The following is a 13,298-nucleotide window of genomic DNA, read 5'->3' as shown; positions in this document are numbered from 1 at the left end:
GACCCGGGCAGGGGGTCAACCCCGAAATTGCGGTATTTTCATGGGAATGCTGGATTCATAATTCCACCGGGTTTATATGCGCCCCATGAACACGCGCGCGGATACCGGATTGCCCTTCATGAAGATGCACGGGCTGGGCAACGACTTTGTCGTTGTGGATGCGCGTGCGCGTCCCGTTTCGGTCACCCCTGCCCTCGTCGTGGCCCTTGCCGACAGGCATATGGGCGTGGGGTTTGACCAATTGGCGGTCATCGAACCGGGGCAAGGCGACGCGCACCTGACATTCTATAACTCCGATGGTTCCACCTCGGGCGCTTGCGGCAATGCCACCCGCTGCATCGCGCGGTTCCTGATGGACGAGACAGGCCGCGACAGCCTGTCGCTGAGCACCGACCGCGGCGTGATCCTGGCCCGCGATGCCGGCGATGGCCTGACCGCCGTCAACATGGGGCAGCCGCAGCTGGAGTGGAATGCGATTCCCCTGGCCGAAGAGATGGACACGCTGGAGCTGCCCATCGAGGGCGGCCCGACGGCCACCGGCATGGGCAACCCGCATTGCACCTTCTTCGTCGAGGATGCCGAGGCGATCCCGCTGGAACAATTCGGCCCGCGCTATGAACACCACCCGCTTTATCCCGAACGCACCAATGTTCAGGTGGCCAGCGTGGTTGCCCCCGACCACCTGCGCATGCGGGTCTGGGAGCGGGGGGTCGGCGTGACGCTGGCCTCCGGCTCGTCCAGTTGCGCCACCGCCGTGGCCGCCGCGCGCCGGGGCTTGACGGGGCGGCAGGTGCGGATCGACCTGGACGGCGGCACGCTCAAGATCGACTGGCGCGAGGATGGCGTCTGGATGACCGGCGGCACGAGCCATGTCTTCGACGGGGTGCTGACGCCCGACTTCCTGCGGGGGCTGGAATGACCACGCCGCCCAAGTTCACCACGCTGGGCTGTCGCCTGAATGCCTATGAAACCGAAGCGATGAAAGAGCTTTCGGAACAGGCCGGGCTCGCCGGTGCGGTCGTGGTCAACACCTGCGCCGTGACCGCCGAGGCCGTGCGCAAGGCCCGGCAAGAGATTCGCCGGTTACGCCGCGAAAACCCCGAGGCACGCCTCATCGTCACCGGCTGCGCCGCCCAGACCGAGCCCGAAACCTTCACCCAGATGGCCGAAGTCGACGCCGTCATCGGCAACACCGAGAAGATGCAGCCCGAAACTTGGGGGCGGCTGGCCGCCGATTTCATCGGCGAAAGCGAGAAACTGCAGGTCGACGACATCATGTCGGTACGCGAGACCGCCGGGCACCTGATCGACGGGTTCGGCACCCGCTCCCGCGCCTACGTGCAGGTGCAAAACGGCTGCGATCACCGCTGCACCTTCTGCATCATCCCCTATGGCCGGGGCAATTCGCGCAGCGTGCCCGCGGGCGTGGTGGTGGATCAGATCAAGCGGCTGGTCGATCGTGGCTATAACGAGGTGGTGCTGACCGGCGTCGACCTGACAAGCTGGGGCGCGGACCTTCCGGCAGCGCCCCGGCTGGGCGACCTGGTGATGCGCATCCTCAAACTGGTGCCCGACCTGCCGCGCCTGCGGATCAGTTCGATCGATTCCATCGAGGCCGACGAGAACCTGATGCAGGCGATTGCGAGTGAACCGCGCCTGATGCCGCATCTGCACCTTTCCCTGCAACACGGCGATGACCTTATCCTCAAGCGGATGAAACGCCGCCACCTGCGCGATGACGCCATCCGCTTTTGCGAAGAGGCCCGCCACCTGCGCCCCGATATGACCTTCGGCGCCGATATCATCGCGGGCTTCCCCACCGAGAGCGAGGCGCATTTCGAGAACTCGCTGAAGCTGGTGGCCGACTGTGACCTGACGTGGCTGCACGTCTTCCCCTATTCCAGGCGCGAAGGCACCCCCGCCGCGCGCATCCCGCAGCAGGTGAACGGCAAGCTGATCAAGGAGCGCGCCGCGCGCCTGCGTGCGGCGGGCGCGGCGCAGGTCACCCGCCACCTTGCCGCGCAACAGGGCCGCAGCCACCGTATCCTGATGGAAAACCCCCGCATGGGCCGCACCGAGCAATTCACCGAGGTGAGTTTTGACAGCGACCGCCCCGAGGGCCAGATCGTCACCGCCAAGGTGACCGGCATACGGGGCGGGCAATTGGTGGCCGCCTGAGGGGGCTTTGCCCCCGCCGCCCTGCGGGCGACTCCCCCAGAGTATTTTTGGAAAGATGAAGGAACGGGTCTGGGCGATGAGGCAAATCGCATACTGACCTTTGCCTGCGAACCCTCTATAGGCAGGGGAGATACGCCAAAACACCCAAGGCCCGCATGACCAAGCCCAGCCGTCAGAAACTTTATACCGAGCAGGACCGCGACAACATCCGCTGGTTCTGGCGCAATTACCTCAAGGACAAGGCGCCCAGGCTGTTCCTGATCCTTGGCATGATCCTGATCCAGGGGCTGGTTTATCAGCAATTCCTGTCGATGACCGAAAACGGGCTGCGGGTGATTTTCGACTCGGGCCAAGTGCGCGAACTGGCCATGGTCTGCCTCGTGGTGTTTTTCCTTTTCGCGGTGCGCGGGCTGATGTCCTACCTCGTGCCGCTGGTGGCGGTGCGGGTGACCAACCAGGCGGTCTACGAGATGCGGCGCGACCTGATCGGGCATCTCATGGCGCTGGATTTGGCCTATTTCGAGCGCACCAAATCGGGCGAGATCATCCAGCGGCTGGTGACCCAGACCCAACAACTTGGCATGTTCGTCGGCATGGCCACGGCGAACGCGGTGCGCGACGCGGTGACCGTGATCATCGTCTCGGGTTACCTCATCTGGAAAAACCCCATCCTCTTTGCCACCGCTGTCGTGGTTCTGCCCTTCATCATCTGGGTGATGAACTATGTCTCGGACCGGGTGAAAATCGCCCAGGGCGAGGCGGAAACCGCGCTTGGCGATTACATGAACGGGATCGAGGAAACGGTAAACGGCATGCGCACCGTCAAGATCGCCAGCCAGGAACAGGTCGAAACCGACCGCCTGATGAAAGGCACCGGGGCCATCCGCGACCTGATGAACCGGGTGCAGATCACGCAAGCGCTTGTCATGCCCTCGATCGACCTAAGCTCGGCCTTCGTTTACGTGCTGGTCATCGGCGGCGGCGGTTACATGGTGCTCAGCCCCGATTTCGACGTCGACGGCGCGGGCATCATCACCTTCCTTCTGGGCATGGTCATGGTCTTCGACCCCGCCCGCCTTCTGGCGCAGTTCTTCGGCACCGTGCAATCCAACCTTGTCCTGCTGGATCGTATCCGGGGCCTTTACCGCGAAACCCCCTCCATCAAGGATGCCGAGGGCGCGCAAACCGGCTTTGACACCGGCGCCGATATCACCCTTGATAACGTGCACTTTGCCTATGCTCCCGACCAGCCGCTTTTCGAAGGGCTCGACATGACCTTCGGCGGCGGCAAGGTATCGGCAATCGTGGGCGCCACCGGCTCGGGCAAAACCACCATCCTGTCGCTGCTGTCACGGCTCTACGACACACAAGGCGGCGAGATTCGCTTTGGCGACACCCCCATTCGCGATCTGCAGGTTTCCGCCCTGCGCGGGGCCTTTTCGGTGGTGGCGCAGGATATCGTGATCTTCAATGCCTCGATCTGGGACAACATCCGCTATGTGAACCCCGGGGCAAGCGAGGATCAAGTCTGGCAGGCCGCCAAGAACGCCGAGATCGCCGATCTCATCCGCAAGCGCGGCACCGCCCCCGTCGGCCCCAAGGGCGCACAGCTTTCCGGCGGGCAGAAACAACGCATCGCCATCGCCCGCGCCTTCCTGCGCGACGCGCCGATCCTGCTGTTGGACGAGGCGACAAGCGCACTGGACCAGGCCACCGAGGAACGGATCAAATCCGCCCTTGCGCGCCTGACCAAGGGCAAAACCACCATCGTCGTCGCGCACCGCCTGTCGTCCATTTCCGATGCCGACCGGATTTTCGTGCTGGAGGCCGGGCAACTGGTCGAACAAGGCCGGCACGAGGCGCTTTTGGCCGAGAACGGGCTTTATGCCCAGCTCTACAAGGCGCAGAAAAAGGGATACGATGGCGCATAGCCCTGCGCCCGGCACGATCCCCGACTGGCCCAACGCCGCGTCCATCATCGGCACATGGCTGGCCGCATGATGTGATGCGGGGCCACATCGGCCACGCGGGGGGGCCACGTTCGAAGGGATCGTAGCGACCACCGAACGCTTATGTGTCATATCCATGGGCAGTACCTGTTCCGGCCTTGGGCGCTGTCGCCTCGTTGCATCCTGACACCAAGGTGTTAACGATCTGCTTATGCACCGCGCGCGACACAGGCCCGGCCCGGTTTTTGCCCGGCCCGGTTCTTGCCCGGTCTGTACAGAAGTCCCCGGCACAGCGCCGTATTCTGTACATAATCGGCACGGGGTCTGTACAAACTGTACAGGATCGCCCGGGTTTTCGTACGACTCGTACGACCCCGCGATGCAATGGCCCGATTTTCGTACGAAACGCCCCCGGTCATCGTACGACTCGTACGAAAATCCGGCCGGTCACTCGAAGCTGGAAAACGGGATGTAGCGCACCGGCGTTCCCGGCGTGATATGCGCCGCGCCATCGGGCAGTTCGACCAGCCCTTCGGCCCAGCTCAGCCCGCTGATCCGGCCCGAGCCTTCGGATTTGAAAACCTCGGCCTGCCCGTCGCGCACCCGTGCCCGCAGGTATTCGCGCCGCCCCGGTTTCTTCTTTTTCTCAAAGGCGGCAGGCAGGCTAAACCCTTGTGGTTCCTGCCATTTTCCGCCTGCCATAAGGCGCATCGCAGGCCGCGCAAAGACCAGGGTACAGACCATGGCCGCCACCGGATTGCCCGGCAGGCCAAAGACCGGAACACCCTGCCATAAGCCCAGCGCCAAGGGCCGTCCGGGTTTGACCGCGATGCGCCATTCGGCCATGGCCCCGGCCTCGTTCAACAGGGCCGAAACATGGTCTTCATCCCCCGCCGAGGCACCGCCCGAGGTTAGGATTACATCAGCCTTTTCAATGGCTTGATCCAAAGTCCGCTGTAGGGCTGCCCGGTCGTCCGGGACCCGCCCCATGTCGATCAGGTCATGGCCAAAGCGCTGTATCAGCCCCCCCAGCATTGGCCGGTTGGCATCGAAAATCTGTCCATTTTCAACGGCTTGCCCCGGATCGCGCAGCTCATCCCCGGTGGAAATCACCGCCACTTTCAACCGCTTGTACACCGGCATCTCATGCACCCCCACCGCCGCACAAAGCGCCAGATCGGCCGGGGTCAGCACCCGCCCCGCCTCAAGGATGACCTCCCCGGCCTCAACATCCTCTCCGGCCTTGCGTGTATTGGCCCCGGGCTTGATACCCGCGCGAAAGGCGATGGCCCCATCGCCCAGCGTGACATCCTCTTGCAGGATCACCGTATCGACACCACCGGGCAGGGCCGCGCCGGTCAGAACGCGCACCGCGTGGCCCGGTGGCACCGCCCCGTCAAAGGGGGCGCCGGCCGCCGAACGTCCCTCGGCCAGCGGCATCACCTGATCGCCTTCGCCCAAAGCGGCGTGGGCAAAGCCATAGCCATCGACGGCGGTGTTCGCCTCGGGCGGGTTGGCACGTAAGGCTTTCAAATCGTTAGACAAAACGCGGCCCAATGACGCCGCGATCGGCAGCACCTCCTGCCCGACAACCGGGTGCAACCGGGCGCGCAGCATCTCCAATGCCTCGTCCACCGGGGTCCAGTCCACCCCGGCGGGCAGAGCAAAACAATCATCGCGCAAGGGCGGCGGCCGCAAGCCTTCGGCGGCTTGCTTCGGCATGTCCTCAAAGCCCTGTCCCATGATCCAACCTTCTTCGGGTGCGTCGCTCTCCAACATGGCGCGCATGTCGTCCATGGGCAAGCCATGAAGCGATCAGCGAAGTTGGCCCGAGGCGTTTACAGCCCCACCTCCTGCAGGATGAAATCGGCAATCGCCTTGGTATCGTCCAGATCGAAGACCGGGCGGTCCAACGCCAACTCCGTATCGCTGGCCACGGCGCGCACGGTGTCATCCTCGGGGGCAATCAGGGGGTTACCGGTAACGCTTCGGTGCGCTTCGACCTTGGGGTGGCGATCACGCTTGTAGCCTTCGACCAAGACCAGATCGACCGGCGCCAACTTGGCCAATAGCGCCTCAAGCGTCGGTTCATCCTCGTTGCGCAATTCATGCATCAGGGCAAAGCGATTTCGCGATGCCAAAAGCACCTCCGCCGCCCCGGCCCGACGGTGGCGGTAGCTGTCCTTGCCTTCGTGATCGACGTCAAAGCTGTGATGTGCGTGCTTGACGGTCGACACCGAAAAGCCGCGCGCGGAAATCTCGCTGACCAGCCGTTCCATCAGCCCGGTTTTGCCCGCGTTCTTCCACCCGACGACGCCGAAAACCCTCATGCCTTGCCCTCCAAAAACGCCCGGGCCTGTTCCAGATCCTCGGGCGTGTTGACGTTGAAAAACGGGTCGTTGTCGCCCTCGAACACCGCCTCGCGGCCATCGTGTTTTTCCGTCCAGATCACCACCTTGCGCAGCCCGTCGTTGAGCGCCGCGCGCAGGTCATCGCGCAAGGCCACGGGCCAGAGGCCAAAGGTGGGGTGACGGATAAGACCGCTGCGGCTCATGGATTTTGTTTTCTCACCCTCGCCACGTGGGGTTGCGGCCAGAACAAGCGGGTGCGTCATACCCTTGGCCCGGCCTTGCAGGACCGCCACCAGATCGGCGGGGAAAAACGGCGTGTCGGCGGCGACGGTAACGATGCTTTCCGCGCCCTGTTCGGCGGCCCAATCCAGCCCCGCCAGAACACCCACCAAGGGGCCGGGAAAACCTTCGATGGAATCCGGCAAAACAGGCAAATCAAACCCATCAAACCGTGTGGCATCGCCATTGGCATTAAGCGCAAGGCCCGCCACCTGCGGGCGCAACCGCGCGATGACATGATCAAGGATCACGCTATCGCCAAGCGGCAAAAGCCCCTTGTCGCCGCCGCCCATCCGGGTGGCTTGCCCCCCGGCCAGAATGACACCAAGCGGAGCAATCATTCTTGCGCACTCTTTCTGCGATGCTTGCGGTCCTCCGCCGGAACGCTACCGGGGTCCACATCGCGCAACAGGCGGTCTTCGCCCGAAAGGCAGACAAACCGCTGCCCGCGCATCCGCCCGATGCAGGTAAGGCCCACTTGCCGGGCAATCTCGACCCCCCAAGCGGTAAAGCCCGAGCGCGAGGCCAGAACCGGGATTCCCATCAGGGCGGTCTTGATCACCATTTCCGAGGTCAGCCGCCCGGTGGTGTAAAGCACCTTGTCGCCCGCGCCGACACCTTCGGACAGCATCCACCCGGCAATCTTGTCCACGGCGTTATGGCGGCCCACGTCCTCCATATAAACCAAGGGGCGCGCACCTTGGCACAGAACCGTGCCGTGAATCGCGCCTGCTTCAAGATACAAGGACGGGGTGCGGTTGATCTTGGACGCCAAGGCGTAAAGATCCGAGGTTTTCACCTGCACATCCGGCAGGTTGACGGCCTCAAGCCCCTCCATCATATCGCCAAAGACCGTCCCCACGGCACAGCCGCTGGTGCGGGTCTTTTTCTTGAGCTTTTCCTCATAGGTGGTCTGCCCATCGGTGCGCACCACCACGGTTTCCAGATCGTCATCGTAATCGACGCGCTGAACGGTTTCACCGTCGCGCAGCATCCCCTGGTTACGCAGGAAACCAAGCGCCAGATACTCGGGGTAATCCCCGATGGTCATGGCGGTCACAATCTCCTGCCCATTGAGGAAAATGGTCAGGGGGCGCTCCTCGACCACGGCGATTTCCATGGGGTTGCCCTCGTGGTCGACGCCGTCCACCGAACGGGTCAGGCGTGCGGCCTTGGGATCGGGCGCGATGATATAGTCGGACAGATCGTCGTGGGTGGCCAATTGCATCTCCCTGCGCTTAGGTCTAGGCCCTTGGTAGATACGGCTAATCTAGGACGAAGGCGTGGCAACGGAAACCACCAAATCCATCTTCTGGCAGGGGGTGCGCGATGGCGCGCCCTTTATCTTGGTTATCGTACCCTTCTCCACCCTCTTCGGCGTGGTTGCCACCGAGGCCGGGCTGAACGTTTTCGAAACGCTCACCATGTCGGTACTGGTCATCGCGGGCGCCGCGCAGTTCACCGCGATCGAGCTTTTGCGAAATGATGCACCAACGGTGATCGCGCTGGTCTCGGCCTTGGCGGTCAACCTTCGGATGGCAATGTATTCGGCCTCGCTTACCCCCTATCTGGGCAAGGCGACACTGGGCCAGAGGGCTTGGGCGGCCTATTTCCTTGTCGATCAGACCTTTGCCTGTTCCGTGCTGAAGTTCGAGCAGAACCCCGATTGGACGATTCGCCAAAAGCTGACCTATTTCTTCGCCGTGGCAGTGCCGATTTGCCCGCTGTGGTATCTTTTCACGGTCATTGGCGCATTGATCGGCAGCTCGATCCCCGAAAGTTTCGCCTTGGATTTCGCGATTCCCATCACCTTTCTGGCCCTGATCGCGCCAATGCTGCGCACGCGGGCGCATTTGGCGGCAGCCTTCGTGTCTGTGGTGACTGCACTCCTTCTGAATGGGTTGGTCTATAACCTTGGCCTTCTGGTGGCCGGGATTCTTGGCATGATGGCCGGCGCCCAGGTGGAGTTGCTCGACAATCGTCGCGCGGAACGGGAGGGCGGTGCATGATTGATCCCATAGCCCTTTGGACCGTGATCATCCTGCTGGGGGCAGGCAGTTTTGCAATGCGCTTTTTCTTTCTGGGGCTGATCGGTGACAGGCCATTGCCGCCCTGGATTTTGCGGCACCTGCGCTATACTGCGGTGGCGGTGTTGCCGGGGTTGGTGGCCCCCTTGGCCATATGGCCAGAGGCAACGGGCGGTGATGTTGACGCGCCGCGCTTGGCCGCCGCCGTCGTCACCCTTGGCATAGGATTATTGACCCGCAACGTGGTTTTGTCGATCTGCTTGGGGGCCGCTACGCTTTACGGTGGCCTGTACCTTTTGGGCTAACCCGCGAGAGCCTGGCGGCATCCACTTCATACTGCGCGGTATTGCCTGACCCGCAGGCCCACGATTGACCGCCCGCGTGATGATCCGTTTAACAGGGCCTAGTTCGCCGCGCGGGCCACGCGCTCGGGGTCCCAGTCGTCCAACACCTTGCTGTTGTCATCGCTATCATATTCGCGCAGCACCCGTTCGGTCGTGCCGGGCAATTGCGCGAATTGCTCGGAGAGCTTGCGGGGCGACCATGTTTTGGTGACCTGACCGGGGAAAATTCCTGCCAGGATATCCGACGTGCTGTTGGCGCACATCGCCTGCGGCACCGCACCGTAGTTCATCACGGCTTGCTCCGTCCGGCGGGCCACCTCGGGGGACACGTCCAGTTTTTGCACCTTTACACGGAAGGTTTCGCGCGCGTGGTAGCGGGTGTAAACATCCTCGACCTGCGGCGTGATACCGAACAAGACATCGTTGCGTTCAGGCAGGACGTTGGACTTGTTGAACGATCCCGCCGGATCGAAAATCACCCGCTGCGATCCGTTGACCATCAGCGCGGTATGCGCGCCCGCGCCGGTGGAATTGTTCAGCATGGTATAAAGCGTCAGGCGCGGCGGACCGTCATGGTCATAAGCAGCGCGCGTCACCTCTTCGTCGGGGGCCCAAACGCTTTCGCCGGCACAACCGCTCAAACCCATTGCGGCACAAGCCGCAAACACCACAGCGCGCATAACATGCCCCCCGAAAATTGGATGTATCGCTTAGCCGTTGACCAAGGCGATGAAAATCAAGGTGAGGATGATCGCAACCGACGACCATGTGACCACTTTCATGAAGCCGTCAAAAGTTTTCTGTTGAACAGTGGTGTCCATTTCGCCGTGCTTGTGTTCAGCCATTTTCTTGCGTTCCCTTAATCAAGGTCAAATTCGTTTGTCGGCGCTTGGATACTGCATTTCAAAACGCCTGTCACGACCCAAGCTGCCGCAGGGATCAGGCCTTTTCCAAATCCTGCACAAGGCGGAAGCCGATCCGCCGCGGGGCCTTGGCCTCGACCTGCTTGGGCAGGGCGCGCAAGAGCACGTTCAACTGGCTGACATGCTGAACAAGCTGGGTTTTGGCACCCGTCGGATCGCTGCCGTAGAATGTCACGATATCGGGGTCGAAATACCCCATCCCCTCGATTCGCAGAACACCGGCGTCGCCGCCGGTAAAGCCCATGGCGACCTCGTGTTCGTTGTCCAGTTGTTCCTCGAAGTTCTTGATATAGAGAATCAGCCGCTCATAAGCCCATTCGGCGGGGCTTTTCTGCTCCACCGGTTTACGGCGCAGGCCCTCTGGCACCTCCTCGCCGTTACCGGCCTTGGGGTCGGCATGCACCTCGTGGCGGCGGGGGATGGCGTTGCTTTCATGGGCCTCGGCGGAAGTTTTGATTTCATTGTCCATGCGGCTTCATCCCTTTTTCTGCCAAAGCCACGCGCCATCGGTGCGGCGGCTGCGTGTTACCTTGCCAACGTGATGCAGATGATTGAGATGCGCAACCGCCTCCACAAGGGCCAGCCCATATGTGCCGTGATCAATTTTCCGTTTGAAAAGCGGTGCAAAACAGTCCGCCGCCACCTTTGGCTCATCCAGATGCGCCAGCAGGCGGCGCAATGCCCCGCGGTGGTTGTCGATCAACTGCCGCATCCGAACGGGCAGGCCGGTGAAGGGTAACTTGTGCCCCGACAACACCAGGTGATCGTCGCGCGCCAAACCGGCCAGACGCTCGCAGGCCTCCAACCAGCCGGTCAGCGGATCGGCCTCGGGTTCGGTCGGATAGACGCCGATATTGGGGCTGATCGAAGCTATGATTTGATCGCCGGCCAGTACAAGGTTGTCATAGCGACTCCAGAGCGTGACATGTTCGGGCGCGTGGCCGTTGCCCATGTGCACGTCCCAATCGCGGCCCCCGGCCCGGATCACGTCGCCTTGGCACAGACGGGTATAGCCGACGGGAAGCGGGTAACAGACATCCGAAAAATTATAGGGTCGCTCGTTCTTGCGAGTCTCATAAACGTCCGGGTCCATCCCGGCGCTGCGCCAATAGGCCAGCGCCTGTTCGGTGGGCCGCTCTTCTTCATCCAGGATCAGCATCCGCGCCATCAGCCACGCGGTGCGACTGGTCATCAATTTGGCCCCGAAACGATCCATCAACCAGCCCGCCATGCCCACATGATCGGGGTGATGGTGGGTCAATATCACCCGGCCCACGGGTTTGCCCTGCAATGGCCCCGCCAAGACGCTTTCCCACAGCTTGACCGAGCGTTTGGAATGAATACCGGTATCCACGATGGTCCAGCTATCGCCGTCATCCAGCGCGTAGATATTCACATGATCCAAGGCCATCGGTAGCGGCAGGCGAATCCACAAAACCCCCGGCGCAACCTCGACGGATTCACCGTGCGCAGGCGGTTCGGCCCAAGGGTAGCGAAGGGTGCCACCCGCCCCGTCCATCATGCCGCGAAATCCTCGAACCCGAGGCTGTACAGGCCGCTGGCCCCTGCCGTGGCGTGGGCGCAAAGGCCCAGGTGTTCTGGCAAAAGCCGCTCGATATAGAAGCGCGCCAAGTCGCTGCGTCGCCCCTTGCCGCCCTCTGCAATCGCGGCGGCAAGGTGGTAATGGCCGCCCAAAACCCGGCCAAAGGCACGAAGGAAGGGCACCGAGCCTGCAAAGCGTTCATTCAGATCGCTTTGCCCGGCCATCCAATCAACCGCCTCGCGCAGGGTTTCACTGGCTTGCCAGACCGGTTCGGCCAGATCGGGCAAGTTGCCGCGCGCGCCTTCGGCCTGTTCTTCGACCTCGTCCAGAAGGGCGTTCATCGCCTCGCCGCCATCCGCCATCTTGCGCGCGACAAGGTCCATGGACTGAATGCCGTTGGTACCTTCATAGATCGTGGTCACCCGCACATCGCGCACATATTGCGCCGCGCCGGTTTCTTCGATGAAACCCATGCCACCATGCACCTGCACGCCCGTATTGGCCACCTCGACGCCCACATCGGTGCCGAAAGCCTTGGCAATGGGCGTCAGGAGCGCGGCGCGCGCCGACCAATCCTTGGCCCCGGTTGCGGTTTCCATGTCGATCGCCACGGCGCAGGCCAACCCGATCGAGCGCGCGGCAAACACATCGGCCTTCATGCCCAAAAGCATCCGCCGAACATCGGCATGGTCCAGAATAGTGCCGGTACCGCCTTCGATGGGGGAACGGCCCTGTGTACGGTCCTGCGCATAGGCCAGAGCGGTCTGATAAGCCCCTTCGGCCACACCGATACCCTGACCGCCCACGCCAAGCCGGGCGTTGTTCATCATCGTGAACATGGCGCGCATCCCATCGTTTTCTTCACCGACAAGCCAGCCTGTCGCGCCTTCATAGCTCATTACGCAGGTAGGGCTGCCATGCAGACCCATCTTGTGTTCAAGGCTGACAACCTTGAGGGCATTGCGTTCGCCCGGTGTGCCATCTGCATCGGGGATAAGCTTCGGCACCATGAAAAGGCTGATACCCTTCGTGCCCTTGGGCGCGTCCGGCAGGCGGGCCAGCACAAGGTGACATACGTTTTCGGAAAAGTCGTTGTCGCCCCAGCTGATATAGATCTTCTGCCCGGTGATCGCATAGGTGCCATCGCCATTGGGTTCGGCCCTGCTACGCAGGGCGCCCACATCACTACCGGCCTGTGCCTCGGTCAGGTTCATCGTGCCGCACCATTCCCCGCTCACCAGCTTGGGCAGGTAAAGCGCCTTGATCTCATCGCTTGCGTGATGCTCCAGTGCTTCGATCTGGCCTTGGGTCATCAGCGGGCTCAGTTGAAGCGAGAGGCATGCAGCGCTCATCATTTCATTCACCGCCGTGGCCAATGTCATCGGCAGGCCCATGCCACCGTATTCCGGGTCCGCGCTGATCGAGACCCAGCCGCCCTCGGCAATCGCGCGATAACCCGCGTCGAAACCGGGGCTTGTGCGCACCACTCCATTGTCCAGATGCGCGGGGTGCAAGTCCCCCTCGCGTTGCAGGGGCGAAAGCACCTCCTCGCACATCCGGCCCGCCTCGGTGACAATGGCCGTGGCCACGTCACCACTCGCCTCGGAAAAACGATCGGTTGCCGTGACCTGATCAAAGCCCACAACATTATCGAAAATGAACTGGTATTCCTCTATCGGCGCGCGATATGGCATGACAATCTCC

At 62.4% G+C, this 13,298-nt stretch carries 14 protein-coding genes; 5 read left to right on the top strand and 9 right to left on the bottom strand.

What is annotated here, in order from left to right:
• The first annotated feature begins 85 nt into the window (after positions 1-85).
• The 3 genes from dapF to RBB32_RS04455 all read left to right on the top strand — a co-directional run bounded on the left by dapF (position 86) and on the right by RBB32_RS04455 (position 4,109).
• Complete coding sequence (gene dapF, locus RBB32_RS04465; RefSeq protein WP_371931013.1) at positions 86-919, top strand: diaminopimelate epimerase; 834 nt, start codon at positions 86-88, stop codon at positions 917-919.
• A complete protein-coding gene (gene mtaB, locus RBB32_RS04460) occupies positions 916-2,178 on the top strand; it encodes a tRNA (N(6)-L-threonylcarbamoyladenosine(37)-C(2))-methylthiotransferase MtaB (protein WP_306151474.1) in 1,263 nt (420 codons plus the stop codon). The genes dapF and mtaB overlap by 4 nt, the downstream gene beginning before the upstream one ends.
• 155 nt (positions 2,179-2,333) lie before the next feature.
• Entirely contained in the window at positions 2,334-4,109 is a 1,776-nt protein-coding gene (locus RBB32_RS04455) for an ABC transporter ATP-binding protein (RefSeq protein WP_306151473.1), read from the top strand.
• Between the two features lie 465 nt (positions 4,110-4,574).
• Here RBB32_RS04455 and glp read toward each other — a convergent pair whose 3' ends face one another.
• From glp to fdhD, 4 genes are read right to left on the bottom strand one after another with little or no spacing between them, the layout of a single operon-like run.
• On the bottom strand, positions 4,575-5,924 hold the full coding sequence (gene glp, locus RBB32_RS04450; protein ID WP_371931012.1) for a gephyrin-like molybdotransferase Glp: 1,350 nt from the start codon (positions 5,922-5,924) through the stop codon (positions 4,575-4,577).
• A 41-nt stretch (positions 5,925-5,965) separates the two neighbouring features.
• Entirely contained in the window at positions 5,966-6,457 is a 492-nt protein-coding gene (mobB, locus tag RBB32_RS04445; RefSeq protein ID WP_306151472.1) for a molybdopterin-guanine dinucleotide biosynthesis protein B, read from the bottom strand.
• Positions 6,454-7,098 carry a molybdenum cofactor guanylyltransferase MobA gene (gene mobA, locus RBB32_RS04440; RefSeq protein ID WP_306151471.1) on the bottom strand — a complete coding sequence of 215 codons (645 nt, stop codon included), beginning with the start codon at positions 7,096-7,098 and terminating at the stop codon, positions 6,454-6,456. The genes mobB and mobA overlap by 4 nt, the downstream gene beginning before the upstream one ends.
• Positions 7,095-7,985 (bottom strand): formate dehydrogenase accessory sulfurtransferase FdhD, encoded by an 891-nt coding sequence (gene fdhD / locus RBB32_RS04435; protein WP_306151470.1) that lies wholly within the window; start codon positions 7,983-7,985, stop codon positions 7,095-7,097. Before fdhD ends, mobA begins: the two co-directional genes overlap by 4 nt.
• A 55-nt stretch (positions 7,986-8,040) precedes the next feature.
• Here fdhD and RBB32_RS04430 point away from each other — a divergent pair, with 55 nt between their 5' ends.
• Complete coding sequence (locus RBB32_RS04430) at positions 8,041-8,766, top strand: AzlC family ABC transporter permease (RefSeq protein WP_306151468.1); 726 nt, start codon at positions 8,041-8,043, stop codon at positions 8,764-8,766.
• Entirely contained in the window at positions 8,763-9,089 is a 327-nt protein-coding gene (locus tag RBB32_RS04425) for an AzlD domain-containing protein (RefSeq protein ID WP_306151467.1), read from the top strand. The genes RBB32_RS04430 and RBB32_RS04425 overlap by 4 nt, the downstream gene beginning before the upstream one ends.
• A gap of 98 nt (positions 9,090-9,187) precedes the next feature.
• Here RBB32_RS04425 and RBB32_RS04420 read toward each other — a convergent pair whose 3' ends face one another.
• From RBB32_RS04420 to RBB32_RS04400, 5 genes are all read right to left on the bottom strand, one after another.
• Entirely contained in the window at positions 9,188-9,775 is a 588-nt protein-coding gene (locus tag RBB32_RS04420) for a hypothetical protein (RefSeq protein ID WP_371931018.1), read from the bottom strand.
• A gap of 63 nt (positions 9,776-9,838) precedes the next feature.
• Positions 9,839-9,973 (bottom strand): aa3-type cytochrome c oxidase subunit IV, encoded by a 135-nt coding sequence (locus RBB32_RS04415; RefSeq protein WP_306151465.1) that lies wholly within the window; start codon positions 9,971-9,973, stop codon positions 9,839-9,841.
• 94 nt (positions 9,974-10,067) lie between these two features.
• On the bottom strand, positions 10,068-10,520 hold the full coding sequence (locus RBB32_RS04410) for a DUF6173 family protein (protein WP_306151464.1): 453 nt from the start codon (positions 10,518-10,520) through the stop codon (positions 10,068-10,070).
• Positions 10,521-10,526: 6 nt separating this feature from the next.
• Positions 10,527-11,570, bottom strand: a complete 1,044-nt coding sequence (locus RBB32_RS04405; RefSeq protein WP_306151603.1) for an MBL fold metallo-hydrolase — start codon at positions 11,568-11,570, stop codon at positions 10,527-10,529.
• On the bottom strand, positions 11,570-13,288 hold the full coding sequence (locus tag RBB32_RS04400; protein WP_306151463.1) for an acyl-CoA dehydrogenase: 1,719 nt from the start codon (positions 13,286-13,288) through the stop codon (positions 11,570-11,572). The genes RBB32_RS04405 and RBB32_RS04400 overlap by 1 nt, the downstream gene beginning before the upstream one ends.
• Positions 13,289-13,298: the final 10 nt, after the last annotated feature.

The sequence above is a fragment of the Roseovarius sp. MMSF_3281 genome (assembly GCF_030733685.1).
Lineage (GTDB): Bacteria > Pseudomonadota > Alphaproteobacteria > Rhodobacterales > Rhodobacteraceae > Roseovarius.
Note: the sequence above shows the minus strand (reverse complement) of the source record. Positions and strands in the feature narration are given on the sequence as shown.

Coding starts and splice junctions, on each gene's coding strand:
- RBB32_RS04410 (WP_306151464.1), bottom strand. CDS start 10,520: ATGGACAATGAAATCAAAACTTCCGCCGAGGCCCATGAAAGCAACGCC.
- glp (WP_371931012.1), bottom strand. CDS start 5,924: ATGGACGACATGCGCGCCATGTTGGAGAGCGACGCACCCGAAGAAGGT.
- RBB32_RS04420 (WP_371931018.1), bottom strand. CDS start 9,775: ATGGGTTTGAGCGGTTGTGCCGGCGAAAGCGTTTGGGCCCCCGACGAA.
- fdhD (WP_306151470.1), bottom strand. CDS start 7,985: ATGCAATTGGCCACCCACGACGATCTGTCCGACTATATCATCGCGCCC.
- mobA (WP_306151471.1), bottom strand. CDS start 7,098: ATGATTGCTCCGCTTGGTGTCATTCTGGCCGGGGGGCAAGCCACCCGG.
- RBB32_RS04425 (WP_306151467.1), top strand. CDS start 8,763: ATGATTGATCCCATAGCCCTTTGGACCGTGATCATCCTGCTGGGGGCA.
- RBB32_RS04400 (WP_306151463.1), bottom strand. CDS start 13,288: ATGCCATATCGCGCGCCGATAGAGGAATACCAGTTCATTTTCGATAAT.
- RBB32_RS04455 (WP_306151473.1), top strand. CDS start 2,334: ATGACCAAGCCCAGCCGTCAGAAACTTTATACCGAGCAGGACCGCGAC.
- mobB (WP_306151472.1), bottom strand. CDS start 6,457: ATGAGGGTTTTCGGCGTCGTCGGGTGGAAGAACGCGGGCAAAACCGGG.
- mtaB (WP_306151474.1), top strand. CDS start 916: ATGACCACGCCGCCCAAGTTCACCACGCTGGGCTGTCGCCTGAATGCC.
- dapF (WP_371931013.1), top strand. CDS start 86: ATGAACACGCGCGCGGATACCGGATTGCCCTTCATGAAGATGCACGGG.
- RBB32_RS04415 (WP_306151465.1), bottom strand. CDS start 9,973: ATGGCTGAACACAAGCACGGCGAAATGGACACCACTGTTCAACAGAAA.
- RBB32_RS04405 (WP_306151603.1), bottom strand. CDS start 11,570: ATGGACGGGGCGGGTGGCACCCTTCGCTACCCTTGGGCCGAACCGCCT.